22 protein-coding genes and 1 pseudogene are annotated in these 26,723 nt (G+C 35.5%); 1 reads left to right on the top strand and 22 read right to left on the bottom strand.

Annotated elements, in window-relative coordinates:
• Positions 1 to 59 precede the first annotated feature (59 nt).
• Both BLT04_RS14925 and BLT04_RS19185 read right to left on the bottom strand, forming a co-directional pair.
• Positions 60 to 1,907, bottom strand: coding sequence for an outer membrane beta-barrel family protein (locus tag BLT04_RS14925; protein ID WP_228421980.1), 1,848 nt, complete (start codon positions 1,905 to 1,907; stop codon positions 60 to 62).
• Positions 1,908 to 2,141: 234 nt separating this feature from the next.
• Positions 2,142 to 2,414 (bottom strand): annotated as a pseudogene (locus tag BLT04_RS19185) (carboxypeptidase-like regulatory domain-containing protein); the annotation flags it as partial.
• 175 nt (positions 2,415 to 2,589) lie between these two features.
• On the opposite strand from BLT04_RS19185, the gene BLT04_RS14920 reads away from it, so the two are divergent.
• The gene (locus BLT04_RS14920) at positions 2,590 to 2,970 is read left to right on the top strand and encodes a Fur family transcriptional regulator (RefSeq protein ID WP_089756586.1); all 381 of its coding nucleotides are present in this window, start codon (positions 2,590 to 2,592) and stop codon (positions 2,968 to 2,970) included.
• A gap of 409 nt (positions 2,971 to 3,379) precedes the next feature.
• Here BLT04_RS14920 and BLT04_RS14915 read toward each other — a convergent pair whose 3' ends face one another.
• The 20 genes from BLT04_RS14915 to BLT04_RS14820 form a co-directional block, all read right to left on the bottom strand.
• Positions 3,380 to 8,563: a helicase-related protein gene (locus BLT04_RS14915; protein ID WP_228421979.1), complete on the bottom strand. Its 5,184-nt coding sequence runs from the start codon at positions 8,561 to 8,563 to the stop codon at positions 3,380 to 3,382.
• Entirely contained in the window at positions 8,560 to 9,240 is a 681-nt protein-coding gene (locus tag BLT04_RS14910) for a hypothetical protein (RefSeq protein ID WP_089756585.1), read from the bottom strand. Before BLT04_RS14910 ends, BLT04_RS14915 begins: the two co-directional genes overlap by 4 nt.
• Before the next feature lie 73 nt (positions 9,241 to 9,313).
• Positions 9,314 to 11,296 carry a hypothetical protein gene (locus tag BLT04_RS14905; protein WP_089756584.1) on the bottom strand — a complete coding sequence of 661 codons (1,983 nt, stop codon included), beginning with the start codon at positions 11,294 to 11,296 and terminating at the stop codon, positions 9,314 to 9,316.
• Positions 11,297 to 11,313: 17 nt separating this feature from the next.
• On the bottom strand, positions 11,314 to 12,021 hold the full coding sequence (locus BLT04_RS14900; RefSeq protein ID WP_089756583.1) for a hypothetical protein: 708 nt from the start codon (positions 12,019 to 12,021) through the stop codon (positions 11,314 to 11,316).
• Positions 12,014 to 12,853 (bottom strand): M23 family metallopeptidase, encoded by an 840-nt coding sequence (locus BLT04_RS14895; protein ID WP_089756582.1) that lies wholly within the window; start codon positions 12,851 to 12,853, stop codon positions 12,014 to 12,016. Before BLT04_RS14895 ends, BLT04_RS14900 begins: the two co-directional genes overlap by 8 nt.
• Position 12,854: 1 nt before the next feature.
• The gene (locus BLT04_RS14890; RefSeq protein WP_089756581.1) at positions 12,855 to 14,846 is read right to left on the bottom strand and encodes a type IV secretion system DNA-binding domain-containing protein; all 1,992 of its coding nucleotides are present in this window, start codon (positions 14,844 to 14,846) and stop codon (positions 12,855 to 12,857) included.
• 4 nt (positions 14,847 to 14,850) lie between these two features.
• A complete protein-coding gene (locus tag BLT04_RS14885; RefSeq protein WP_139166259.1) occupies positions 14,851 to 15,150 on the bottom strand; it encodes a hypothetical protein in 300 nt (99 codons plus the stop codon).
• A gap of 4 nt (positions 15,151 to 15,154) precedes the next feature.
• On the bottom strand, positions 15,155 to 16,024 hold the full coding sequence (locus BLT04_RS14880) for a DUF4138 domain-containing protein (RefSeq protein WP_089756579.1): 870 nt from the start codon (positions 16,022 to 16,024) through the stop codon (positions 15,155 to 15,157).
• Between the two features lie 4 nt (positions 16,025 to 16,028).
• Positions 16,029 to 17,237: a conjugative transposon protein TraM gene (traM, locus tag BLT04_RS14875; protein WP_089757297.1), complete on the bottom strand. Its 1,209-nt coding sequence runs from the start codon at positions 17,235 to 17,237 to the stop codon at positions 16,029 to 16,031.
• On the bottom strand, positions 17,233 to 17,586 hold the full coding sequence (locus BLT04_RS14870; RefSeq protein WP_089756578.1) for a hypothetical protein: 354 nt from the start codon (positions 17,584 to 17,586) through the stop codon (positions 17,233 to 17,235). Before BLT04_RS14870 ends, traM begins: the two co-directional genes overlap by 5 nt.
• 1 nt (position 17,587) lies before the next feature.
• A complete protein-coding gene (gene traK / locus BLT04_RS14865) occupies positions 17,588 to 18,202 on the bottom strand; it encodes a conjugative transposon protein TraK (RefSeq protein ID WP_089756577.1) in 615 nt (204 codons plus the stop codon).
• A gap of 18 nt (positions 18,203 to 18,220) precedes the next feature.
• Entirely contained in the window at positions 18,221 to 19,453 is a 1,233-nt protein-coding gene (locus tag BLT04_RS14860; protein WP_089756576.1) for a hypothetical protein, read from the bottom strand.
• Between the two features lie 2 nt (positions 19,454 to 19,455).
• Entirely contained in the window at positions 19,456 to 20,286 is an 831-nt protein-coding gene (locus BLT04_RS14855; RefSeq protein ID WP_089756575.1) for a hypothetical protein, read from the bottom strand.
• Positions 20,287 to 20,292: 6 nt separating this feature from the next.
• Entirely contained in the window at positions 20,293 to 20,958 is a 666-nt protein-coding gene (locus BLT04_RS14850) for a hypothetical protein (protein ID WP_089756574.1), read from the bottom strand.
• A gap of 2 nt (positions 20,959 to 20,960) precedes the next feature.
• Entirely contained in the window at positions 20,961 to 21,647 is a 687-nt protein-coding gene (locus tag BLT04_RS14845; protein ID WP_089756573.1) for a hypothetical protein, read from the bottom strand.
• Positions 21,648 to 21,658: 11 nt separating this feature from the next.
• A complete protein-coding gene (locus tag BLT04_RS14840) occupies positions 21,659 to 22,312 on the bottom strand; it encodes a hypothetical protein (protein WP_089756572.1) in 654 nt (217 codons plus the stop codon).
• On the bottom strand, positions 22,299 to 25,370 hold the full coding sequence (locus BLT04_RS14835; RefSeq protein ID WP_089756571.1) for a TraG family conjugative transposon ATPase: 3,072 nt from the start codon (positions 25,368 to 25,370) through the stop codon (positions 22,299 to 22,301). Before BLT04_RS14835 ends, BLT04_RS14840 begins: the two co-directional genes overlap by 14 nt.
• Complete coding sequence (locus BLT04_RS14830) at positions 25,339 to 25,656, bottom strand: DUF4133 domain-containing protein (RefSeq protein WP_089756570.1); 318 nt, start codon at positions 25,654 to 25,656, stop codon at positions 25,339 to 25,341. The genes BLT04_RS14835 and BLT04_RS14830 overlap by 32 nt, the downstream gene beginning before the upstream one ends.
• Before the next feature lies 1 nt (position 25,657).
• A complete protein-coding gene (locus tag BLT04_RS14825) occupies positions 25,658 to 25,978 on the bottom strand; it encodes a DUF4134 domain-containing protein (RefSeq protein WP_394331117.1) in 321 nt (106 codons plus the stop codon).
• Positions 25,979 to 26,113: 135 nt separating this feature from the next.
• Positions 26,114 to 26,707: a hypothetical protein gene (locus BLT04_RS14820; protein WP_089756568.1), complete on the bottom strand. Its 594-nt coding sequence runs from the start codon at positions 26,705 to 26,707 to the stop codon at positions 26,114 to 26,116.
• Positions 26,708 to 26,723: the final 16 nt, after the last annotated feature.

Here is a 26,723-nt window from a genome sequence, read left to right as displayed (position 1 = left end):
AGCTACAAAACTAATCAATTTTATTTTAAACGCATCATTGTTGCATTAGTTATTTTTAATTATAATCTTTCCTGCTCTTCAGTTTTTGAACTCGAAGATCTGGCAAGTGCTTTACCAAGATGATATTTTAACGATATACCGAAGTTCTGGTTGTATGGCCTGTCGTTGTAATAATAATCAATCATATCTGATTGGGAAATTCCCTTATAGCGGTTGCTGTTGAATATATCATTTGCACTGAATACAACATCTAGCTTATTATTAAAAAAACCTTTAGAAATGCCAACGTCGACAAATCCTGTTGGTGCTGTTTTATAGATTCCACGAGTCTCAGATGAAAAATAGGTCATTTGCAGGGTAGCTGAAATTCCCGCAGGAAGCTGAAAGGTATTCTGCAATGTTCCATTGATACCATATAACTTAAATAGTTTATCATTATTAATCATTGAGATCGGATACGATGTATGGCTCAGATCGATGAAAGTCTGGGTGTTCCAGAATGCAGTTAATTTCAAAGGTGCGGAAAATGTGAGGTCAAAGCGTCTGTAATCACCAAAGTTATCACTTCTGCTCACTATACTTTGCGTATTATCAATTACAAGCCTTCGGTTGATGTAATTCTTACTTTGGTTGTAGGCCAATGAAATAATATATTTTTTTTTAAGACTGTAGTTGATCTGATAAACCCAGGCTATTTCCGGTATCAAACGGGGATTGCCTGTGAAATAAAAATACGGATCAACAAACCACTTTACCGGATTCAGGTCAGCGTACGCCGGCCGGTTGATCCTTCTGCTTAATGAGATGTCAAGCTTGTGACTATCGCCTATCTTCTGCTCTATTGAAAGTGATGGGAATAATTTAGTATAACTAAAATTATAGACGGGTATACTTTGTGAAAATGAACCCTCGACTTCCGTATATTCCGCTCGTATCCCAACAGCGGCTGACGTTGTCCTGAAATCCTTACTGGCAGTGACATAGACTGCTCCAATTTTTTCTGAATAGCTGAAATTATTGCTGATACTGGGATCCACCTCCCAATTGCCTTCAGTGGGATGACTGTAGACAAACTGATTACCATTATTCACTTCTGCCCATTTTATTCCAGTTTTCATCTTAAACATCGTGAAAGGAAGTTCAGCATCTGTTTTGAACGATGTAATTTTAATCGTGCCCGGCTGATGGGAACGCAATTGGGTAACAACAGTACTTCCCATTGATTGCAAGGTTGAGGTCATCAGGCCATCAGAGAAATTACGATAGACAGTATAATTAGCATCGGCTGTTACCTTTTTCCCTAAAGAATCGATATTGTAAGTGTATGTCAGAGATACAGAGTCATAATGATAAGGCTCTCTGACATTATTCGAAGAATAAAGAGAGGAATTGACTGCACTTGGACCTGTAAACGAAATTTCCGACAGTCTGGTGCTTTTAAAGTCATCATAATACCCGTGATAATTTACGCCCAGATCATGTTTTGGCAGAAATTGCCATGCAGCACCAGCTCTCCAGGTATAGTAATTGACTTTAAATGTTTTTTCATTTTCCCTTGTAAGCTGCTGAACTGAGCCACTACTATTGATACTGTTACCGCTGCTGCCCCTGGAAAAACTGTGGGGTGTATTATAATCGAGAGAACCATTAAGAATTAATTTTTCAGACCTGAAGCCAGCACTGATATTCTCATTGACTTTCCAGAATCGGGATTTGGAGACAGCGCTCCGTAAATCTAAGGAAAACTCTTTTTTCGTGGATTTCTTTAATTTAATATTGATGATCCCCGCATTCCCTGCAGCATCTAGATCGGCACCCGGTGTCGTATCGATCTCTATCTTATCAATATCTTCGGCACTTAGACCTTGGAGATAGTTACTAACTTGAGGGCCGAACAGATAGGTCATCCGTCCATCAATCATTACATTGACGCCGGCACCTCCCCTGAATAGTATTTCATCATTTTGGCCGGCACCTATCCCTGGTATTTTTTTTAACAGCTCTAATCCATTAAGTCCGCCAGCTAACCCGGAATCAGCTACATTGAATATCAATTTCCCTTTATCAGTTTGAATAGCCTGTTTTTTAGCTTTAATAGTAACAGCTTCAATAGAAGTTTCTTCGCTCTGAAGATAGAAATCCTTAATGGGGTAAGGGTTTCGGGTATCAATTCGTATTGTGTCGCTGCGATGGTATCTGTAACCATCCGCACTAACATTGATAAGATAGCTCCCGGGTATAGTGGTAAAATGATATCGACCCAACAAGTCGGTAAGCTTGGATTCGGAAGTCTTATTATCAAGATTCTGAATACTAACATGAGCACCATATACGGCCCTATCTTTTTCAGTAAAAATACGTCCTAAAATTGCATGCTGGGCTTCGATGATATTAATGCTTATCAAGAAGACCATTACAAATTGTAGATTAAATTTGTTTACAACCTTGCTTCCATATTTAAAAAGCATAAATTTCATAAATAATAAAATGTGGTGGGCTGGAAATGTTACAATAATAATTTACTTATTGTAACTTTGTTGCAAAACTATATATAAATTTTAAATATCGCAACTTAGTTGCAATTAAATTATGAAACAAGTTAGAAATACAAAAGCAAAATCGGAAGTACTTGATCTCATCAATAATTCAGATACTGCATTGTCACACCATATTATTCACGAAAAACTTGGAGATCTATGTAATAGGGTAACGATTTATAGAATATTAGACAGGCTGGAAGAAGAAGGGCATATTCATAAAATCGTCAATATTGATGGTGTGGTAAATTATGCCAGATGTAATTCGTGTCAGAAAGACCTTCACAACGATAACCATTTACATTTCAACTGTAAAAAATGTAATGAGGTGATATGCATTGAAAATGTCATACCTCGTATCGATATTCCAAAAGAATTTATAGTTGAGGAATATAATTTTATAGTTAGTGGTATATGTCCGAAATGTGCTTGATATCCAAATTGAAATCAAAAGGGATTCATTACTGTTTTATTATTAGTTACATAAAGCCACATGTCTATTCAGATTGACCTAAAGAGTTTATAATTTAGTTTATTTGAAAAAAGAAGAAAAAAATCAGTTGTGCCAGACACAATTTTATTTAAACTTGAAAAACTATTCATAATAATGTCTATATTTAGATATATCTCCTAAAAATACTCTGAAATAATAATTCCGAAAGTATACTGTACCCTATTATTGAAACAGTTGAACTTTTTCCGTCATCAAGGCAAATTAACCTAGGGAAGCCACTTCAAAAAGGAACCGAATTCTAAGCAATTTAAATTTCGCTTCACTACAGAATCAAGACATTAATGCTTAAACCTTTATATTGTCAAACTGATACTTTAAATATTTCATTTTACCTTTTTCTTATTAAAGCCGGCACGATTTCCATATCCATATTTTCTCTTTCGCTTAACGCTATACCTAAAGGTTTTTTAATTTCAATATTACCTATAGAGTTTGCTTTTGAAAAAGCATTATACAGAACATTATTCTCACTAGCTCTTTCTTTAACATAATCTCTATGCTCGTTACTTTTAAGTTGTTCTTCTTTTTCTATTTTGTATTGTATAATTAAATTTTCTCTTGTTTCCTGAAGCTCCTCCAACTTTTTATCCAGCTCCGAGATTTTCTCTTCAGTCGTTGCGGTTTGATATTCAATCTGAGAAACATCGATTCCTTTTTGAGCTAAATTCTCAATTACGTCTTGTACTTGAACTTTATGAAGGTCAATTGTTTTTTGATATGATGGTAATTGGGTTGCCCAATATTCAGCATTTGTATCGCCATTTTTCGAATAGCCTTCAATTCGATTATGTGAATGTTCAGCTTTAGTAACTAACTCCTGAACTTTCAAGAAATCTTCATACTTTCTCAAAACAAAGGCACTATCTGCCAGATGCTTATTTTTCTCACTTTCAATCCTTTTTTTCATTAATTCGATTTCAATGTTGGCTCGGGTTTTGGGATTGGTTATGATGGACGTTTTAAGCTCTTGTGTACTGATATCCGAAATATCCAAAACATCGGCTCCTTTTTTCATCGCTTCTAAATATCTTGCTTGTTTGGATTGCAGTTTTTGAAGCATAAAAACATCAATACTGTCATTGGTCAGCATAAAATTGATTCGCACATTTTCGTTTTTATTTCCTTGCCTCCACGCTCGACCTTCCACCTGTCGCAAAGAAGTGAAATTATATGGCAACGTGAGCATATAAACATCTGTTGTGTTTTCCTGAAGGTTCATTCCTTCCTGAATGGCTTCACTACCGATAACAACTTTTATTTTTCCTTCATTAAAATCATTTTGAATAGAAATTCTTTGATTTTTATTGGTAGCTCCGGTAATAATGCCGATTTCTTCGGCTTTGTAACCAATTTCTGTAATGAGATATTCTTTTAATTTCGGAAATTGAGCAACCGCCAATTCAGAATAAATGATTTGTCCGGATTCAGGAAGATCTTTTTTGTTCTGATAAATTAAATCCATCGTCTGTTTCAGCTTCGGAGAATTTTCTATAAATTCTTTTACAGAAGGGTCTTCGCCATCATAATATGGTGATAGGTACGGCGAAATTGCAATCAGTCGGGCGTTAAGAATATGCGTAAGAATTGCTCCCTTTTCAGTTTCGCTGAAATTTTCATTGAGCAGGTCATATTGTTCTCTTGTCAGATCATTCTGCTCAATTTTATACTCTTTATTGATTTTGTTGGGACGAATCAATTCAGGGTTATCCTCCTCTCCTTTTATATCAATGAATTCCGAAAGTAATTGCTGAAACAGCGAATTGTTTTTAAATCTCCGGACGTTGGCTTTAAACTTCACATCACCTTTTGCATCAATCTCCATATCATTATCCGCTTCCATAAAGGTCTCGAAGAAAGTATTGACGTTGAAATATCCAGATTCCTCCAACCGTTTATTAGCAATCAGCGATAAAATCGAATAATATTCTAAAGGCTTGTTGGTAAAAGGCGTTGCGGAAAGCAAGGTTACATTTCTTCCATCATTTTTGACTTGAATGTATTGCGCAGCCATCCAGGTATTGATTCCCAATTTGGAGGTCTGTTGGTTTTGACTTCTAAAATCGGAAGCAAATCTTCGGTCTTCAATTTTTACTTTTCCTACAATATGATTGGCGTTGTGAACTTCGTCATAAGTCAAATGGTCAAATCCAAAATCTTCCCAATCATAGATTTTGCCACGCTTCATTTTTCCCTCGATCTCCTTTTCTTTCTGAAGCTCAATTTGGAGGTCTCTTTCCGTATTGGTAACGCCTTTCATTTCGCTTGTAGAGATGTAGCTGAATTTTGAAGAAAGTTCTTCGGTAATTTCTGATGAAAACCCGATATTGTTAAAGCCCTCATAAGTAACGATGGTAATTTCCCCGTCTTTATTATCAAACTTTGAAAGGTCATAATCTTTGCTTAGATTCCCTAAAACATTGACTTTAACATTGGGAATGGTTTCAAATATCGTTTCCACCCATTGTTTCAAAATACTGTCATTCGGAACTACGATGATTGGTCTTTTCGCATTTCCCCGCTCCATTGCTTCGTGCATAGATAGGATTCCTGATAATGTTTTACCAAAACCCACTTCGTGCGCTAAGAGCCCTACTCCTTTTGTGGTCTGTCTTCCAATTCCTGCTTTCTGAACTTCGGTCAAACGCAATTCCTGACCTTTGAAATGCAGATAGATTCTGGAAAATAATGGGAATTTTGAATAATCCGGAACGTGGATATTATTGTAATTGCGGTTAAAGTCTTTTACAAAACGATGTCTAATATCGTCGGAAAGTTCTTCCCGAACAAACTTGTAAAACAAATCATTCGCAGCAGCTTTTCTTCTTTCTCTGACTAACGCATTCCTCTCTTTATCGCTTCCTGTAACTGTTTCATTATCTACAAAGCTTCGCACTTCCCAAGCTGAAGAACCTGCAAAGGCTTCACTTGACAAAGTGCCGACAAAATCTTTGAATCTTTCGGCAAGGTTGTAATCTACAATGACTGATTCGGTACGTTTTGTAATATGATTATATTGGTCTTTTTCTACTTGTCCCAACTCAAATTTGTGTACGAACTCGTGATTCGGACTGATATAAATTTCGTCTAAAGATTTCGGTTTTGGTAGAACATTTTCCAACAAAGCTTTTTGCTTTTCATACTGGTTTTCCGTTCCTCCAACTGCATTTTTATCTACAAAATCCTTCTCTAACTGTTCTAATTTTGCATAGATATTTCCTTCAGTGTAATAAAAATCGTGAACCCAATTTCCATCAATGAAGTTCGCAAATTGGTAATGCTTTTCACGATTATTTAATGTACCATCATAAGAAGTATCTCTGAATGCTTCAATCTGTTCTTTCGTAATATCAGAACTATTTTGCAAGGAAGTATTTACAATTTCATCCTGTTTGGAAAATTGGTATTTTAAAACACCTTTCTTTATATCCGGTTTTGTTTGAAGTTTATATTCCTTCTCGGCTCTCGTATTGTGAATAGAAATTATTCTATCACTTTTTTCTATCAATTCTTTTAAGCTTTCCTCTGAAAACGACACTGGTTTTGTGATTAAATCTTCGCGAAATTTTTCATACTTGCTTATTTCAGTCGTAATTGTTGGAGACTTAAACTTGATGTTACTGAGTTTTGAAAGTACCAATTCAATTTTTTCTTGAGTTTCTGCTATATTAAGTTCATTTTTATTTTGGTTTTCAATCTTTGCAGAATTTTCGCTTTTTGCGTCGAATTTTTTTTCAATTTTTGGTTCGGTATTTTCTAAAAATAAATCTTCAAACAGATTTCCGATTCTCTCGGTTTCTTTCTTATTTTTAAACTGTTCAATCTTAAATAAAGCTTCATCTAAATTTCCGTGAACATATTTTTCTAATCCACCAAAACGGTTGGTTTTCTCTCGGGTTTCTCCCAAAATTCTTGTTGGATTATTTTCAAAATAATTGGAAATATCCTTTGAAATATTTTGATTGTTTTTTCTTAGAATGATAATATCGGTTCCGATCTGTGTTCCTGCAAAAGCTCCGTTGGGCAAACGAAATCCATCCAAAATATTGGCGTTTTGCAATTTTTTTTGCCTGCTCAGCCAAGCTGATGGAAGTACCATCGCCAAAATACCGTCGGTTTTTAGGTAATCTAAAGACCTTTTTACAAAATAATCTTCATATTTAGAAATTTTTGGTTCTTCTCCCAAACCTTTGTAAAGCCCACGGTGTTCGCCATAGGGCGGATTCCCGATGACCAAATCATACTGCTGAGAAAAGTCTTTCTTGTTGCCTTTCTCATCAATGAATTCGGCTTCAAACGAACGAAGATTGATTTCAGCTTCGGGATGTAGAATTTTTGCAATTTTTGCGGTGGTGTCGTTGATTTCAAATCCTGTAATTTTAGAATTTACAGATAGTTCGTTAGTGGCATAGATGAAATTTCCCGTTCCTACGCTGGGTTCTAAAACCCAAATTTCTTTTTGGTCTTTGAAATGGTCTTTGATTAAATTTCGGACTGCATCTACTATTTTATCCTGCGTGTAATATTCATCTAAAATTCCTCGTCCTTCTTTTGCCGTTCCGCCACTTCGGAATTGGTTGCAGATCTCTTTTAAATCATCAGTAATGTGTAGGTTTTCCTTCAGATTAATTTTGTGATTGTCGGAAACAAAACAAGCTGCAGAAACTACTTCTGCAACTTGATCATTATTCAGTTTTTGCCCTTTATATTTTGAAATAAGAGCATCTACCTCTACATTATTTGTTGAAGCCTCACTTATCTCGGAAAGTCCTCCATCGGGTCTTCTTCTATCGGATACAGTTCTCCCGGGTACGATTCCGCCCACGGAACGTCCTTGAGTCTCTCCAACATTATTCTGTTGTGAGTCGTCATAGGATCCTCTTCCTCGGTCTCGGCTTCCCAAATTGCTCCGCTCTGTGCCTGCAAGTCCATTTCCAGCATTGTTGCTGCCCACTGCTTGTCCGCTTCCGTAACTTCCGTTTTGCCCGGATTGGATCTTAGGGCTAAGTTCTCCAGTGTTGTGTTCAGGTGTTCCGTTTCCCACTTGCTGAGAATCGGATGTTCTTCCGGATTCAATTGCATTGCTTTCATTTTCAGAAATTTTTGGTTCAACTAAATTAGTATTTTTATCTTGAAGTTTAAGTTTATTCTCTAAATATTCGGTCAGGTCTTGATTCCCATTTTCAGAAATTTCATACAAAGGACGAACGTCTTTGATATTTTTGCCATTAAATTCTGTAAGAATTTTCCTGGTTATTGCATTTCCCGTTCTGTCCCCGGTAAGACAAAGAAACATTTTACCATCATAATTCTGGTATCTATTGAGGAATTTTTTGCTATTTGAACCTGAATTAAGGGTTATAAGTGTTCTATTATTGGTTTGCTTGTTCAATTGAAGAAGCTCCAAGAATGAAAGCATATCCTTACTGTTTGTGAAAACAATAAGTTCTTTTTTATTTCCTTCAACTACAGAAATGTCATCATTTATCTCATTAAAAAATTCTTCATCTTTCACTTTTTTCTGTTTTTTATGAAGTGGTTAAATTCAAAAATTTCTTTGGCTTCACTGTCCCAGTTTTTTCTTGATACTAATTGAAGCGTCACGAATATGTCCGTCTTTTTATTGTAAGAATCAATCCTTTCAAGCCTTCCGTGATAGTCTTTTCCTGCATGTCTGTAAATAGAGTATGGCAAGATGGTATCCGTTGGATAAATATAAAATCGGGTGTACATCCAAGGTGAATTAATTTCAAATCGTTTGTATTTTTTCTTAAACAAAACGGTATCACTCAGATTTTTTCTGTTTCTGTAATTGGGGATTTTTTCCTGAGAAAACAATGTTCCTCCTTTTTTCTTTTCAACAGGAAGCGGCTTTTGTTTCTTTATGATGTCTGACAGAATAATTTTGCCGGGATTTTCATTTTCAATGGTATAGCACAATGAATCTATAATGAAATAAATCTGTTGGGTTACTTCAGGAGCATAAGCATCCGGAATCCTTTCTAAAATGGAATCTCCTGAATAATTAAGGCTTGACAAATGAAAACTTTGGATTTTGTCCAGGTTTTTGGAAGCATCGAAATAGACATTCGAAACTACATCAATTCCGCCTTTGTCTGATTTGATTTCTTTACGACACGAAATACTGACGAAAAGAAAAAACAGGCTGGGTAGTATAATAAGCTTTTTCATAAAATAGAGTTTAAAAAAGCGGCAGTCTATGTGACTTACCGCTGGGAACTTCGTTATTGATTATAAGTATTGTCTATCGCTTAATGCTATGCTCTTTCACGTTATTCTTTTCGTGCTTGTTATCCTGTTCCAAACCTTCCAAAGGCTTGTTGGTATTGATTCTGTTCATATCTGAATCATAAAGATTCAGATTTTTGTATTGCGGATTCAGTACTGCCTTTCCTTCTAAAACCTTATCATCAAGTTCAAATTTCACTTTGACTACATTTCCTTTTTCCAAAGATTTTATGGTACTTTCCTTCCATTCCGGTTTATCGAAGATCAGATTGGATTTTTCTATGATCTGAGCAGTATCAACGCCGTAATTCTTGTAAAAATTCTGGAAATTGTAATTTCCTTTTTCGGTTTTCGGTTCGTCAAAATTGAGCTTCACAAAGGCAGGTTCTAATTGCGCTGTTTTTGGATTGGTGAACTCTATTTTCACAGCGCGACCTTCCAAAAGATTGACCGCTTCCTTAGCAGTAAATGTGTTTTCCTTGCTTACATAAAATTGATGCGAGATGCTTTCATTTTTTTCATTTTTAAGAGTTGCATTATAAGAATTGAGGAAAACACCTCCACTTTCTGTTTTGTTGAATTTTAAGGAAAAATCAACCTTATTTCCGGGCAAAGTTTTGTCGGATGTGGTTTTAATTTCAAACTCTTGTTTGGCAGATTTAATTCCTTCTCCAAGATCTTTGTGAAGCTTTTTATCCTCTCCGAAACCGAGGTATTTCATTTGGTCTTTTAGGTATTGTACTTGATCGAATTCTTTTTGTGTTTCCATAATGTTTGGGTTTTGATTGTTAAATTTAATATCATTCATTGTTAATATTCTGTGTCTTGAAAAAACATTTTCATCCAGATAATTTTTTAGAATTTCACCGTTATCCAATAATTCGTAGGATTCCCCATATAGCTGTTTTTCCAATAGACCGAAAGCCAATTCGTATTTGTCATTTTTTGACAACGTATGACCATCAATAACATTTGGGATTGTGTCCATTTGTGCCTTTGTAAAAGAATAATCTCCATCTGTTGTTCCGAATTCCATTTTTTCTGAATAAGCTTTTCTTTGGTTCGCTGTGATCTGCAAGTTCTCCAGTATGAATTCGTTTTCTTTCATAAAGATCCTGTAATTGAGAATATCATTTTTTTCCTCTTCGGAAAGTTTCGGATTAAGATTATTTTGCACCGCTTTTGCTTTTAAGTCGTTTTCGACATAGCTTTTGAATTCGTTCAAACTTTTTGGAGCATCATAAAAATCTCTCATACCTGTCCATTCTCGCCGACCGTACGGTAATGTATATTCCTGAGTTTGCATATCATAGCTGTAATACTTATGACCGCTTGGACTCTTCAGCGAGCCACTTCCATCATCGTAATCGTTCCAGGTCCAGCCGTCCGGAAGATTAGATGCAGGGATTAAATTTTCTTCAAAGCCTTCATCTGAAAAAAAGTCTGCATTTTCTTCCAGATCAGTCATTTCAATTTGATGAACCCCTTTTAATGATAACTTTGCAGTTTCAACTTCATAATTTCGATAATGATGAGCTTGCTTTTCATCAATTTGTGTATAGGTCAATCCGGAACTTAAATCAGTTTTTTTCTCCAATTCCTGAGCCCAGAGATCAGAAAGAAATTTCTGCTTTATTGACTCATTACTTATAGCAATTTCAGTAGACTCCCTGTTATTTTGCAAAATCAACAATTTATTGTTTAGCTGCTGCTTTTCAATGAATCTGACTAATTCAGCGGGAGTATTAAATTTATCCTCAATAGGGAAATCCTGATTTGAATTGAAAAATGTTTTCAATGTAAAATTTGAACCTTGAATAAATTCTTTTCCCTTAGATTGATGAATTGCCATAAACTTTTTCTCTCTATCGGTAAACGTCCGCTCTCCGTCCCGAAAAAAATGTTCAGGCGACATACTTTCCATTTCTTTTACAAAATTTTTATAGGCCCCGGTTCTCGGAGTAATATTCCTATCTATCCAGGTTAGTTCATTTTCCATTTTTCCAGGTTCTTAATTTACCTTCTAAATCCTCTTGACTTTTGTATTTCCTCGTCCTGCTCTTGGCTTTCGTCCTCTCTAATTCGATTGGCATCCTGATAGACATCAGGGTCGTTCACATTCAGTTGTAAATCTGATTTTTCCTGCTTTTGAGAATGATTATAATTTTCAGAGATTCCAGCAACTGTATTGAATTCTTTGGATACAATGTTCAAATCATTCGTAATTTCTTTTGCCATTTCTGGGAACTGAACAATTTTATCTTGCAGAAAAGATTTAAGTTTTAGAAGTTCTGCTATGTAACGGTTAAGTTCTTCTGTATTTTTTTTATCTGCAATAATTGCTGTCAATTCTCTTGCATTTTTAATGAAATCAAATTCAACCACTTTTTCGCTTTCTTTGTCAAAAATGAAGGCTTTTTTTTCGAAAATCAGTTTATTTGCAGATTTAGAAACATTGTTTACATCAGTATATTGAATATTATTTTTACTGTTTTTGAGGATGTCAGAAATACTTTTATCTCTTTCCAAAAAGATGACCTTCAGTTTGGTATTATTATCAGTCAGCTGAAAAGTCGCCCTGTTTTTGTCGTGGTCTGCAACGATGGTATATCCTTGCAGAAATTTCTGAACATCCTCTGTATTTAGCTTTTTAGAGAAAGAATTATCCTCATTAATAATTCCGTATTTTTTCAGTTCATCGGTAGGTAAGGTTGTGTTATTCATTGTATGTTGCTATTAAATTGTTTACTTTTATGAGGTCATTTAAAAAATGAGAAGGATTGATGTTTTGTCCGAATTCTTTTACCGAAAAATGTAAATGTGGTCCTGTGGAGTTCCCGGTATTCCCGCTTTTTCCGATGACAAATCCGGCTTTTACTATTTCTCCAGCTCGATAATACATTTCTGAAAGATGCATATAGGAAGTTTCGAAACGGTTAAAATGTTTTACTTTTATAAAATTTCCGCCACCTTTAGAATCCCAGCCTGTTGCTGTAATAATTCCATCCATTACAGAATAGACATTCTCATAACTAGCTTTTAGGTCGATACCATTGTGCGTTTTTTTTGTTCCGAAAATAGGATGAGTCCTTGTCCCATAAGAAGATGTAATGGTGATCTTGTTTTTAAGAGGCATTACAATTTTTGAAAAAGATGCTGCCGGTTCATCTACAAAATCATACGTTGCAAATACGTTTTTCTTTTTTGAGGTTTCTTTTCTTACTTCTAATTTATTCTTCGTAAGTAGTATTAAAGAATCTTTCAGTTTTTCAAACTCATTTATCCGTACATCTTTTACACTGCTATATTCTTTGATCAACATTTTCAAAGAATCAACCTCATTTTTTAAATCTGATTTTGTGGTGATATTTAAAAATTGTTTCCAAGATTTTTTAACCTTCTTTTGCTGTAATGGCTCTTCGATATTAGATTTTTCTGATACTTTTGAATTTTTAGATTTCTTCGGGACTGTTGGTGTAAGAGTGTTAAATTGCGCAAAGCATAAGCAACTGTAAAACAGTACCACCAATGTAAATGTGTATTTTAGTTTTTTCATTTTATGCAGCTTTTATATTTTCATTCACAATGAGTTCCACTTCTTTATTGATCTTTCTAAAGTTGGTCATTAGCACTTCTTCTTTTCGGTTAACCCCTTTTTTATCTATAAAAGAGTAATATGACGGCATTTTAACATAGTTTTTTTCTTCTTCCTGAATCGCTTTCATATCCAAATTGATTTTACCACTAACAGCAGAAGTTTTATATTCCTCAGCATCGTTTTTTTCTCCCTGTGCGATCATTCCAACCACTTCTCCGGTTTTCAAGGCTGCTATTTTACTTGCCGGAATCATATTGTCCATCTTTTCATTGATGCTTGTGGTCGTTCCTTGCTGTGAAATTGATTGTGAGTATGATTTTTGTTTAATTTTTCCGAAAAGTTTTTCCAACCAATCGAGTGTATTTTTGTCTCTTGCGGAACCGGAAAGAACATTTCCAACAATGGCAGAAATCGTATCAGCAACTTCTTTTTTGTAGAACTGTCTTAGCTGCGGAATTTCCTGAAGTCCAAGCATTACAGCAACTTTATTACTTCTTGCAGTAGCTACGATGTTATCAATTTTATGAATATAAATCGTCGGAAATTCGTCTGCGATAATTCCTCCAGGTAAATTATGTTTGGAATTGATCAATCTTAAAGTCCTGTTTAACACCGAAGAATACAGGGCTGAATTAATATCCTGCGTTCCCGGGTCTGATGCCAATATGATAATTGAGGGATCTTCACGATCGGTAATCTTCAATTCTACTTCATCTCCGGAAAACACCCAAAAACTTTCTTTTGTTGCCAATCTGGAAAGGAAAATTTTGAGTGTTCCGATTTGTCCTTCCAATTGATCAAATGCTTTGTTGTCATAAGCCGTTTTGAAAGGCGAAAGCAAAGAGAAAATTTCTTCGTTAGTAAAAAGTGTATCGAAAATCTCTTTGTAACTTCGGTTCATAAAGGACAGAATATGAGGTAAATCTGAATATTTTCCATTTTCAAATGTTGCAAAAAAATAAATGCAGGAAGAAAGAAAATTGATGGCAGATTGGGTAAAGAAAGCTTCAGAACCTCCTCCTGAGCTCGACCCTCCTTTTTGTAAAGAGGACACCATTGATTCTGCCATTTCCTGGGCTTCTGCCAAAGTTTGGATATACTTTTTATGAAACGGATTTACTCGTTTTGATTTTTCAACTTCATTCAGGTTAATGACGTGGAAATTGTAACCGTAGTCAGATTCTTTACTTTTTTTCAACAAATAATGATAGTATGCAATCTGTGCTAAATCGGGGAACTTAAAATCATAAATGCAAAGACAAAAACCTTTGGCGATCATCTGTCGAATTGCAGGATTGATGACTCCGAAAGATTTTCCGCTTCCCGGTGTTCCGATGACCATCGTTCCTCGAAAAGGATTGATGTTCATCCAACCTTTATTGCTCTTGTTTTTGTAACGAAACAAGTATGGAATATTGATTGTCGTATCTGATATTACTAATTCTTGATTTTGGTCGAAGGATTCTTCCTCTACATTCCATCGGTCTTTTCCCATTTTCTGCTGCATAAGTTTTGAAATGGAATCTGCACCCATTTGAAGAATAACGGCTCCTAGAAAAGAAAGAACAGCATAGATTACCTGATAAAGATTGAAGCCGGGAAATACTTTTGGAAGCTTCGCATTTCCTGCCTCATTTTGCCATATCAGCGAAGAGAAAATCATCAGTAATCCCAAAATCATAGGAACGACAATTTCCTTAGTAACATTGAGATCTTTCTTTTTCTTGGCTTTTGTACCAATTGCCACTAATCCTATCAAAATCACGGTTGCAAACTTGGCATTGATGGGTGGGTAAATAAAACTCAGCTTTGAAAAATTTTTCAATAAGTTCGATACTACCCGAACATCAGCATTAAGGTAAAAAAGCGAAGCACAATCTAATGCAACGACCGCATAAACTGCCTTTTGCAGAAAGCCATAAATTTTTATTTGATGTTGTTGTTCTTGCATTATTTTAATTTTGTGAATGACGGACTATATGTTCTTTTGATGATTTTTTTAAATTTTCCCAACATTTAGCATTGTGCATTATTTGTTTACCCATATTTTTAAAATCTTCCTCCTTTTTTGTCAATTCAACATGGTAGTTTTGTAATTCTTCGAGCTTTTCAGCTAATTCCATTTTTTTTTCTTGCAGGGTCTGCATATACTTTATTGATCTTTTTTTAGATTGATATATCTCACGCATACAAATCAAAAAGAAGAATATAGATAAGCAAAGTAGGATTGTAATAATCAATACACTTGTAGCCATTATTTTAAAAAGTATCAGCTTTAAGAATTTCAGAATAGTTGACCTTCATTTCGATTGTGCGCCCAGAAAGTTGTTCTTCAATCAGACGAATCATCATTACCTTACTGTTTGGATAAGTAAATTTTTTGAAAACATAGATGTTCCTGAAATTTTTTCTGAAGTGTTTTTGGGGATTCAGTTGTAAAATTGGGATAAGATCTACACTTTGATTATTAGTTGCTTTATGGATTTTTTTATCTTCTAAGGAAAATTTCAAATCCTCAATGTCATAGCTTAGGTTTGAATTATTTTTGATGGTCATATCTAAAAAGATGTAATCACTAATTACATAGACATTATTGAGCTGAAAGCTTAGTTTGAGATTTTTTTCTTCCCTTATCGGATTTTTCTCAGATTTTTTCTGAATAATGTCCATTGCGAATTTTCTTAATTCAAGATCTGAAAAAACCATTTTATCAAACTCTACAGGCTGCATTGCTTCGGGTTGAATATGGATATTGGTAATAGTATTGAGGTTGTCCTGGTTTCTGTAAACAACTTTGTACTGTGCGATGAAAGACTGCGCAACCACGGTTATCACTCCGATTTTATTACCAGTAAAAAAAACAGTTGGTGTTTTGATTTTTCCTTTCTCATCTGAATCAGGATGATCTGTGATTTTTATTCTGGCAATATTTGTAGCAGGCAAATCTCCAGTTAGTTTTTCTGTTGACAAATCGACGTATTGAATTGGTTCCGGTGAAATAATATGAAGGTTGATCCCTTCAGTAATTTCAATCTCCGGTAAATCGGAAATAATCTGTTCTTTGGTTGCAGTTTGAGCCGTCAAAAATTGAGCTGTGAATATTAAAAGGGTGTATAATAAAGTTCTCATTGTTTTATTTTTTTTGTTGGTTTTGTAAATCTTTCAGTTGCTTTTCGTCGATGAGAAAGACATAAGAATTGTACTTTAATTTTGCTTTGTTCTCTTTGATGAGATTGGCAATAGATTTGGATGTTGATGTAAACAGGCTGGTTCCGATGCTTGAGAAGAATCCTTTTCCGTCCATATCCATCTGTGTGCCCTGAACCGAGTTGGTTCCCATTTCCCGCACCATATCTCTGAAAACACTTTGCGGAACGTACAATCCTTTCATCCCGTCAACATCATAAATCGAAAGATTGACCGGATAGATTTCTCCTTTTGTGAATACAGATACAATATTGAGATTGACTCTTTGCATTGAAAATCCTGAGATTTGTCCGTATAAAATCGAACCTTTTATTATTTTTTTGTTTCCAACAAAGATGTCTTCCAACAAGCGGAATCTGATCCTACTTCCTAAAAACCCTTTGTTGTTTTCGTCAATGACCGCTTTGATAAAACTGTTTACTTTTTCCTTATAGAAAGCATTAAAACCACTGTTAATACCCGATTTGCTCACATTGAAAGTTGAGTTGAGAAAATCTTCCATTTTTTCTTTATTTGATTTCAGTCTCTGTTCTGCTGCGAGTTTAGTTTGGTACTCAGGATCACGGGATTTTTCTAAAGAATCCATCACGAGCATTTGTTCTTTCAGGTATTTTACAGGATCCAGCTGGGTGATTTGAGTTTTTTCCTTTTGTATACCAGTGAATTTGTCACCCTCATTTCCGTAGGATTTTTCATTCAGCATTTTGATGATCTCAGAAGATCTTTTGTAATCCTTATCATCCCTTTGTGATTGATTTGGTTTGTAATACGAGGATTGATTTCCTTTCGCCTGATATCTGTTTTGTCTTCCGTTTTCTGCTTTTAGTGAATCAATTTTTCTTTTTTGCTCAAGTGACAATTGGTCATCATAGTTCAATAAACTATCTTCTTCTTTATCCAAACCACCAAGCATCGTTCTGTTATCCTCTTTTTTGAAAAACGCATCATACGCATCATTTTTGGTCATAATGGAATCCTGCGTATCACCTAATGAAAGAGACAATTCTTTTGGTTTATCTTTTTCAGATGTGTCTTCTTTGACAAACTGCGCTCCTACATATCCGAAAAGAAAAAGAAACGGTAAAGCCAGAAGTGGCAAAACATATTTTTTTTCTTTAAAATTTATTTTTTTAATGTTCATTTTTTAATTTTTGGTATTGGTTAAACAGGTAATCAATTCGTAAGCTATCTTCTTTTTTCAAAGCATTTTGGTCTCTTTTTACTTTTAAAGTTTTCAGTTCGTTCACAATTTTCTCCATCTCTTTATCATTGTTCACAGGTGTATTTTGACTCATCTTACTCTTAGAATAGATAACCGGAGTTTTAATTTTGAATGTAGTGTCGGAAGGGAAAAATATGCCCTGAATGAGAGACCCAATAAATGAAACAGACAGTAGAATCATTGAATACATAAAGAATTTCTTTGGATTTTGAACTGCCCACTGTAGCCATTTCTGACCCTTTTGTTTTAATGTAGTTTCCATTTTAGTAAGAGTTTTTATTTTGATTGGATAGTTCTTCGTTATTGATGATTCGCCAGTTTTTAAGAATCACACCGTGAGGATTATTGGGACTTCTAATGATGTCTTCGAAGAAGCCTTCCGTAATGAGCTTTCTGGTAATGACAGAAGATTTTCTTGTGATCATCTGTTTCCCGAAAAAGCTAAATTTCTTTAGTTCCATATTCAGCGTGATTGAATCGGTATGGATACTGACCATCGAACTGGAGGCGATGATCTGATTGTAAAAACCTTTTTCCTTTAGGTTTGTATATTCCTTTTTTCCGCTGTCATCAATGAGATACAATGACTTTTGAATATTATCCTTGATATAGGTGTCATCAGGAGCGAGTGTGAAAAACAGTCGGTGGAATAATTCTATTTGAGCTTTGTATTCAACTGGTCGGTTCAGCAACACATCTGTCTGCTTTGCAAGTACCGGAACACCATTGTCTAAAATGTAAATTGATTTTCTGGAATCTTCAATCATTCTGTAAGCAAAGAAAAACCCTGCAATAACAATGAAAACAGCAAAAGCAATGGTTGAGATTGAAATAATCTTGTTGATCTTGATTCTTTGTTCTATGTTTTTAATAAGCATTTGTGGTGTTTTTTGTGATTATTTTCCGTTTTTCATCGCTTCCTTAACCCTTCCCGAAGCGGAACCTGCTGCTACACTTGCTGCTACTGAAGCACCTCCTGATTTGGCAGCCAATATTGCTGTTTTAGCACTGCTCGCCATTTTTCCTGCGGCACTTTTCATTTTCGTCATTGCTCCGGCTCCTCCTGCTGAAACAATACTGTCTGCAATAGTTGGAGTCATCAAAACCCCGATGCCGGTTACAACATAGGCAACACAGGTAAAAAGCTGGTTGTAGATCATACCCGAATTACTCATATAGACCATTAAAGCGTCTAAGTTGGTAATGGTTCCATTGGATAATAAGGTATCATACCTTTCGATCTCCATTGTATAACCGGAAGCGATGAGTTGCTGACCGATATTGATGATCGTATAGGCAACAAAAGTGTAAAGATTAATGTTGATGAATTTTGAGACCCAACTGTATAATGAATTTTCAAATCCGGGAATAAGAGCCATTCCAACAGCTATCGGTCCTAAAATAATTAAAATATAAGACCATATTTTTTGAATGAAGAAAATGAGATATACACAAATCCGAAGAATGGAAAGGCAACAAAATTCAATAAGTTCTGCCACTAATTTTTGCATTTGGAACTCCATTCTTATGGACCATTCCTTGATGGGTTGGATTAATTTATCCAATCCCTCACTGATGTCATACCACGAATCATCTGCATCTTCAGTGGTATTTTCAATAACTTCCTGTTTGGCATCTTCTTCCGCCTTTAATTTGATGACAGCATCGAGTAATTGCTGCTGCTTTTTAAATCTCTCGACCCTTAAGTCGTTAACTTCTGATTCTATCTCGCTGAAAATTGAAATCCCCGGTTCGGCAATGGCCTCAAATGGTGCCTGAATCATACTGACAAATCCACTCCAGTAAACAAGGGTAAATCCTATAAGAATTGGTTTCAGCATCGGGGTGATTTCCCATTCTCTGTCTCCGGCTGCCATTTGCCAACCGATATATCCGAGGTACATCAGAGCACCTAAACCTCCGATTGCTTTTCCTACCAAAGCAGAACCGGCAGCACTATCTTGTACGCTGTTATCCAGCTTTGTAAAAACTTCCATAAACCATTTCTCAAAAGCACCGTCACCTTTTAAAAATTGGAGTAGATTACTGTAATCGCCATCTGTTTGAGCAAAGCCAATAATTGGCAGTAATATTGTCAAAAGGCAAAATAATAAGGTTGTTTTATTCATTTTTAAAATCGGTGTTTATAGTGGTTCATTACATTTTGAACAATTTGCTGGTCTGATGCCGGAGCCCAAGCTTGTGGTAAAGCATAATTTGAATGGTTCTTTAAAATGTTTTTGTAATCTGTAAGCAGTGTTGTCTTGTTATTGTGCTTCCTTAACTCTCGTACAAATTTTCTCCACTTGATAAGGGTTTCGTGGTACATAATGAACCGTTTGCCCCTTGGCATATCCATACTTCTCGACATTGAATATTTTTCTTTGATGAGATCCAATTCTTCCTGAAGCCGTGTTATAGTACCTGTATTACTGAGTGTTTCAAAAGTTTGCTGGTCTTTCAGCCGCCATTCGATAAAGTTTTGAGGCGTATCAGGAAATTCAGTAATAGGTTTTAGCATTCGTTTGTAATACAAAAGCCAAAGAGGATCGGCATCGACCGTTGTCGAAGTCCAATGGGCAAAATCCTGAACACTTCTTTTATGAATGGTATCTGAAGCTGCCTTTATTTTTTTTGCTTCTTCCTCCTGAAACTTCAATTGAGCAAATCTTTGATTTTGAACCCCTGTCGGTTTTAATGGTCGAATGTCTTCCCCATCTTTATAATCCCTGTTGATTTTTGGAGCCCACATTCCCCATACCGTGGCATAAGCAAAATTGGTTTGAATGCCTAAAAAATATTTTGGATAAGGCCTCCAATCTCCCCAATCTTGAAAGACCATTCTTTTATGTTGAGCAACAATGGAAGGGTCATTTAATCTCTTCACACTGACTTGTCCAAACAGGGAAATTGCAATCAAAAGAAATTGAAATAGACTGATTTTTTTTAGTAGATTTTCCATAATTTCTTAATTAAAAAGGTGATGGTATTTAGTGATGATGTCGCCAACAATGGCTTTGTCTATATTGATGTAATTGCGGAGGACCGGAACCTGATACAGATAAGGAATCTTCTTCGCATTCTCTAACCGTAAATTGATGTACAGAATATTTCCGTTGATATTTCTGACTCTTGTAAATATCTTTTCAATCAGCATTTCTCTATCCATCGCATCCATCAGAAAATCTTTGTCTTCATTGAGAATATCCTGGGTAACTTCTTGTTGAAGCTTCATTGTTTGCTTACCTATCTCAACATAATATTTTGAAACCAAGACGGCGTATTCAGGATGCTGCGCTGATAGATCAAGCATTTTATTGGAGTTCGTCACTATTTTACCTAAATATTGATAGAGATAAATAAGTTTTTTACTCTGGGTAAGCGCCGAATTCACATTTTTCAGTTGTTGATAGATATACTCTTGAATCGTAATGATCTGTGTTATTTTGTTATTGATATCATCGTAGAGTTCTTTTTGCTTTTCATAGGAATCCAAAAAAGTTTGCTCACTTCCTAATCGAACACCATGGTTTACGGTGATTTGTGACAGAAGTTTGTCGTTAATAACTATTTGCTGGCTGCTAAAAGTGATTCCTGAAAACACCAACATTCCAATGGTTACTATTTTCTTCATTTCTAAAAGGATTTGATGTGATTCATGATGTTTTCCACTACTTGCTTATCCCTATTGACATAATATTGAAAGGCTCTTTTGTTACGTTTTACTTTGGCTTTAATATCCCTTATCTTCAAAAGCATATGTGTGGAATTCCTGCTCAATGTTTTTACTTCGCCTAATGCATAGTCTAATAATACTTTACGTTCTGATTTTTCCATTTGATTGATGGCACCGTAAGAAATCACGATTCCCATTACGAGTCTTGTTACCATTTGAAGATCATCAATAAACTGAACCTGGGAAGGTAAAACAGCGATAATGGAATAAGGAGCATCGTTTATTTCATTGATAATAGCGGTCTGATTGTTTGTTATTTTGGTTATTTCCCTGCTCATTGCTATTCCGGTGGGTATCGCTTGAATGGCAAATGAAACAATTCGCAGTCTGTCCTGAACTTTGGTAATCTTTTCCTTGAATTGGTTCCATTGGGCTCTGTTGGCAGTTTCTACGGTGGCATTTGCTGTTTGTTTTTGACGCATTTCTTTTTGCCTGTCGTGTTCTTTCATCGTGGCATTGATTTCCAGATCCATCATCGGAAATGATACATTTTCCTGTTGCCAAGCAGGTGTAGAGCCACCACCGGAGGATGTCAATACAAAATAAACAGCGGGAATAAATAGGCTTAAAAGAATTCTTTTTTTCATAATAGAAAAATTTAAAAATTCCGTTTGTACCTGTTCATTATACTTTCAACAATACCTTTGTCGGTATTGATGTAGCCGGCAAATGGATTAATTGAATTCCAGAATCCTAATCGATTGGCTTTTTCCAATCGTAACTTTATCGCCAAAAGCCAAAGCTTTAGATTTTTCACATTACCGGAAATATTATGAAGGATTTTATATCGATCTCCTGCAGTAGCCAAATTCAGTTCTCCGGATGCGAGAATGTCAGATACATCGGTCACAATCTTTAGACTTTGCTCATACGTCTTTTGTGAAGCTTTAACTCCAAAAATAGCATATTCAGGATGTTGTGAAGCCAATTGAACAACCTGAGATGAATAATTGTAGCATTTATTGAGTTCAGAGTAGATTTCCTGTGCCTGAATTCCGTTCTGTAATGTTCCTGAAACTTCTTTCAAGCCTTTCAGAATTTTATTCTGAATGTCATTGGCTGCAACCATCTGTGTTCCGACCCAGGTTTGTGCATCTTTTAACTTTGAAGTTTCTTCAATGACTTCATTCTGTTTGGCTTTCAGATTTTCAGAATAGAGAATCATTGCCGCCGTTAACGTTGGGTCTATGTAGGTGTTTTGCGAATAAAGAAAACTTCCAAAACCTAAAAATAAAATGCTATATTTTTTCATATTGTTGTTTATTTACGAATTCTGAAAAACTGATATTACGTTCTTCCAATTCCTGCGAGATGACTTTAAAAACATTCATCCCTCTGTGTTCTTTTTTCATCATTCTGTAAAAGGAATTGATTTTATCATCCAATGGATTTTGATATAAGTTCACGAGTGACACCAAGTTTTCCAGACTGTCTCCGAAGGTTTTGAGATCACCAACTATTCTGCGCAATGCTTCATCATAGTCGCCATATTGATGTACATAATATTCAACTGCTGATTTTTCAGGTTTTTCTGTGGTATAGGTTAAATACTGCTCCAATGAAACCTCATTTCCATAGACTTCGCCTTTGGAACCTCGTTTCAAGTAAAATTCTTTAAAACGACTTCTACCAAATTTATTATTCAGATTATTGATAGTAAAAATCTTGTTTTGCTCTACTTTATTGAGTGAAAGCAGTGATGCAATCTTGTCGAAATTGTCCTTGAATTTGGTCTGGTCAAGCAATATAAAAGTGTCTGAATTATTGATGATAGAATCTTTTACAACCGCATTCCCAATAATATCATCCAGCTCCTGCGTTACCACCACAGCTTCTCCCCAAAATTTCCTCACCGTTTTATATAAATAAAGGATGTAGCCTCCCATTAATTTACTCGCAATGGCCTTCCACGCTTCTTCAATTATCAAGGCTTTTCTGCGATCTTTTCTAAGGCGCATTTTCTGAATGAAAGTGTCCATAATAATGAGTGTTACAATCGGAAAGAGTTTGGGATTATCCTTTACATTATCAATTTCAAAAACGATGAAAGATTCGTCAAAAAGCGTATTATCTGCACTTTCGTTTAGTGTTGTTCCATACCTTCCGCCTTTGTAAAAATCTTTCAGCACAAACAAAAATGTGCGAAGATTGAATTCCTTTTCTATGATATTATGTTTCTTGTTATTTAAGTAAATAGGAAGAAATTGATCGCAATAATCATAAAAGCCATTGAACGAAAGCTCCGTCACCACTAGCTTTTCTTCCAGTTCCTTAATTTTCCTGATGATCGCTTTTCTAAAAGATTCATTCCATTCTTCATCTGATCTGGGTTGTCTGATGATGTCATTCGACTTGAGTAAAATCAGCTGAGTTTCATTGTATATCTTCCTTCTTTCTTCATCATTCAGCGTGTCATACGCTTCATAGACTTTATAGAAATTTTCACTTTCATATTCAGGATTATTGATGTTCTTATCAGGATGATAAAATTTCAACAATTTTCTTCCTGCTTCTTTTATTTCATCGGAACTGGCGTCGAAAGCAATTCCTAGTATATCATAATATGTATGCTGTCCTTTGGCTTCATTCTCATATTCAGAAAAAAGATCCTCTTCGTGAATGTTGTATTTACCCAAATATAGAATGAGTTCTTCAGAAGTTTTATTTTCATACCACGGCGTTCCTGAGTTGAAATATTGATGGTAATAGGACATCAATACATTATCTAATATGGACTTTTGTGCTGATGACATCGAAGAATCAGGACCTTGCCAAATCAGGAAGATCAGGTTGGTTAAAAATTCGATTTTTTCGATATTAAATTCTTTTTTATCCATCAGAAAAGGATTCATCGTGATCGGTTTTTCTTCGGTGTATTGGATATATCTGCCTCCTTTGTATTTACATGTCCCCGAATAAGAATCTCCTGTATCAACAATGACCACATCATAATTATAAGTAAGATATTGTTCGATGATATTATTCATTAAAAAACTCTTGCCTGACCCGCTGGGTCCTAAAACAAACTTGTTCCTGTTGTTTATTCTTCCCGTTTTCATCGCCAAATCTGATGGGTCTACTTTCAGCGGAACGCCTTGTCTGTCTGTAAATCTCAGGTAGAAATTCGATTCTTCATTGACAGGGTAACTTTCCTTAAAAAAAAAACACAAGGCCGCTTCGCTTGTCGTCATAAATAGATCGTACTCCCTGAGTTCTGTTCCGTTACCCGGAATCGCTGACCGAAAGAGTTCCAATTGGTTATAGGCATTTTTAGAAACAATGATTCCTTTCGTAAAAAGCTTATTTTCAATCATCGACTGAATGTTCTCCATTTTTTCCAAAGTATCTGCGGAAAATAAGATTGAAAAATGAGCATTGACAACGAGCTGTCCGTCAATCGCTATATTATGAAGCAGGGTCTGAATTTCATCTGCTATAATCGCGTTGGACGGAGAATTGTTAGCTGCTCCTTCGTGCTTTTTCTTTTTTTTATCAAGCTCCCTTTGTTGTTGTGCCTGAAGCGGAATATTAATGATCTGGTTATAGACAATCGTTTCGTAGTCTTCCAGTTCATTGATAAAACTGAAATTATCTACAGCCGTTTCTGCTGCGGCACCATTGCCGCCGAGAATAGAATAAGGTTCAATTTCCGATGGTAAATCGATGTTTTCGACATCCACGTAAGAGATGTTTTTTACAAACCTTTTTCCTATTTGTAAAAATTCGTTGGTGCTTTTTATATTATCGAATACCGGAGATTCGGTAAACTGCATCGACAAAACTCCGGAAATATAGTATTCGAAATCTTTCTTAAATAGAAACTCAGGTTCACAATTGTTCTGCTTCAAAAGCATCAATACTTTTTGGCACTTATCCCTTAATTCTTTGTAGCTTTTATCTGAAAAATGATAATGCTTCATTTTCTTTTTCAGCTGATCATCGATGATATCTGTAAACAAAAGCACCGTTTCAATGGTTTTGAAAAGCCTGCCGTCAAAATGTTCCGAATATTTTTGTTGTAAAAATTGGTTTGATTGTTCAGCGGTGTATCTTTTTTTAGAAAAAATATCGAGCTTCTGAACAATTCTTCCTTCTCCAATGATCGATACCACATGATTTAACACTGTGTGGAAATTGAGATAGCTATCCGGATCCGCCGAGTACTGTTCTACAATGTTTTTTATCCTTATGCCAATAATCGGATTCCCGTAGTGTCCGAAAAGTACGTCAAAATCCCAATTGAAATCTTTTGCATAATCATAGCCGATAAAGGGAATGCTAAATGCTTGTTTTTTTGTTGTTGTTGCCATTCTTTAAAAGTTTTTTACTGTCTAACCTTTTTGGAAAAATTAATATCTGATTGAAGTTTTTGGTTTTGTCATACAAACCATATTTGTCCTGTCTTCTGAAAATGAGATAAACACCTCCGGCGGTGATTGTGAGACCCAGTAAAGATCCTAAGAGACCGAACTTCGAGAGTACCAATGCTGAAATGACCCCGCCTCCGATAATACCAACTGCGTAAAAGATGTACTTCCCTTTGAGTCCGAAGAATACAAGGGGCTTTTTCAGCCCCTTATAAAGGTAAAATCCCATCCTAAGCGAAGAATGCTGTTACGAATTCCGGAACTACAATCAAGAAGATCATCGCTCCTCCATAACCAAGGATCTCTTTGTTGACATCTTGGTCGCCATTCGTCCATTTGTTATAAACCCGAAGACCTCCGATGAAACCAACCAATCCTCCCACTGCTTTCAAGATCAGCTTTACGGGGTCCCAATAATCTGTAATATCACTTGCAGCATTCGAAATTGCTGTTGCACCACCTTGGGCAAATGCTGGGGTTATCGCCATAATTGCTAAGGCTAGGGTTAGAACTTTTTTTGTTGTCACGTTTTTTGCGAAAAAATTTTTCATCATAATTCAAAAATTTTATAAAGGGTTAATAATCAATTGAGTGTTAAATTTTGGGCATAGAAGTCCCGCACAACGGATGGAAATCCACTGTTAAGTCTAATAATCAGTACGTTAGATTTTGTTTAAGTTGACTACCTACATGATGGATTGATAAACTTTGTATCCGTCGTAGTTCGCAACCATTTGAACCAGGGTTTCAGAAAGATTAAGCATCGCCTTCCATTCTTTTATTCTGGAAGTTTCCTGGTCTACACTAACTGTGATTGGGTTTTCGCTAATCACTTCGTCAGGTTTTTGATTTTCCTTTTCGGTTGATGTCTTTTCATTCTGTTCAAGGGACTCTTCGCTTGATTCAGCTTTTTTAGGATGTGATTGGCTTTCCATTTCGGTAAAATCCTTTTTTGATGGATTATCGAATTCATCCAGATCTTGTTCAGATTCAAATAGTTCCCTCAAATACTCCAGATCTTGTCTTTCTTCACTTCCTTCAGTGTAATCGGAATGGATTGGATTTTTATTAAAGGATTTGGGAGTGTTGAGATTTTCTACATCTTCAATCCCTATAGTTGCAGTAAGATCTTCGTACTGGTCAGAAATTTCGCACAAGGAAAATTCCTCAGTCTCTTGTTTATAACTTTCTTTTTCTTTCTTCAGAAACAGATCGTATACAATGTTACCTGCATAATACATCAGATAAACAGCCAGAATGGTAAGTGAGATTTTTATCATTTTTTATTGATTTAGT

Origin of the sequence: Chryseobacterium soldanellicola, assembly GCF_900100115.1 — a bacterium.
Lineage (GTDB): Bacteria > Bacteroidota > Bacteroidia > Flavobacteriales > Weeksellaceae > Chryseobacterium > Chryseobacterium soldanellicola.
Note: the sequence above shows the minus strand (reverse complement) of the source record. Positions and strands in the feature narration are given on the sequence as shown.

Bases quoted from the DNA above. Each gene is read 5' to 3' on its own strand.
- BLT04_RS14925 (WP_228421980.1), bottom strand. From the start codon at position 1,907: ATGACCTATCTGTTCGGCCCTCAAGTTAGTAACTATCTCCAAGGTCTA.
- BLT04_RS14920 (WP_089756586.1), top strand. From the start codon at position 2,590: ATGAAACAAGTTAGAAATACAAAAGCAAAATCGGAAGTACTTGATCTC.
- BLT04_RS14910 (WP_089756585.1), bottom strand. From the start codon at position 9,240: ATGAAAAAGCTTATTATACTACCCAGCCTGTTTTTTCTTTTCGTCAGT.
- BLT04_RS14905 (WP_089756584.1), bottom strand. From the start codon at position 11,296: ATGGAAAATGAACTAACCTGGATAGATAGGAATATTACTCCGAGAACC.
- BLT04_RS14900 (WP_089756583.1), bottom strand. From the start codon at position 12,021: ATGAATAACACAACCTTACCTACCGATGAACTGAAAAAATACGGAATT.
- BLT04_RS14895 (WP_089756582.1), bottom strand. From the start codon at position 12,853: ATGAAAAAACTAAAATACACATTTACATTGGTGGTACTGTTTTACAGT.
- BLT04_RS14890 (WP_089756581.1), bottom strand. From the start codon at position 14,846: ATGCAAGAACAACAACATCAAATAAAAATTTATGGCTTTCTGCAAAAG.
- BLT04_RS14885 (WP_139166259.1), bottom strand. From the start codon at position 15,150: ATGGCTACAAGTGTATTGATTATTACAATCCTACTTTGCTTATCTATA.
- BLT04_RS14880 (WP_089756579.1), bottom strand. From the start codon at position 16,024: ATGAGAACTTTATTATACACCCTTTTAATATTCACAGCTCAATTTTTG.
- BLT04_RS14870 (WP_089756578.1), bottom strand. From the start codon at position 17,586: ATGGAAACTACATTAAAACAAAAGGGTCAGAAATGGCTACAGTGGGCA.
- traK (WP_089756577.1), bottom strand. From the start codon at position 18,202: ATGCTTATTAAAAACATAGAACAAAGAATCAAGATCAACAAGATTATT.
- BLT04_RS14860 (WP_089756576.1), bottom strand. From the start codon at position 19,453: ATGAATAAAACAACCTTATTATTTTGCCTTTTGACAATATTACTGCCA.
- BLT04_RS14855 (WP_089756575.1), bottom strand. From the start codon at position 20,286: ATGGAAAATCTACTAAAAAAAATCAGTCTATTTCAATTTCTTTTGATT.
- BLT04_RS14850 (WP_089756574.1), bottom strand. From the start codon at position 20,958: ATGAAGAAAATAGTAACCATTGGAATGTTGGTGTTTTCAGGAATCACT.
- BLT04_RS14845 (WP_089756573.1), bottom strand. From the start codon at position 21,647: ATGAAAAAAAGAATTCTTTTAAGCCTATTTATTCCCGCTGTTTATTTT.
- BLT04_RS14840 (WP_089756572.1), bottom strand. From the start codon at position 22,312: ATGAAAAAATATAGCATTTTATTTTTAGGTTTTGGAAGTTTTCTTTAT.
- BLT04_RS14835 (WP_089756571.1), bottom strand. From the start codon at position 25,370: ATGGCAACAACAACAAAAAAACAAGCATTTAGCATTCCCTTTATCGGC.
- BLT04_RS14830 (WP_089756570.1), bottom strand. From the start codon at position 25,656: ATGGGATTTTACCTTTATAAGGGGCTGAAAAAGCCCCTTGTATTCTTC.
- BLT04_RS14825 (WP_394331117.1), bottom strand. From the start codon at position 25,978: ATGAAAAATTTTTTCGCAAAAAACGTGACAACAAAAAAAGTTCTAACC.
- BLT04_RS14820 (WP_089756568.1), bottom strand. From the start codon at position 26,707: ATGATAAAAATCTCACTTACCATTCTGGCTGTTTATCTGATGTATTAT.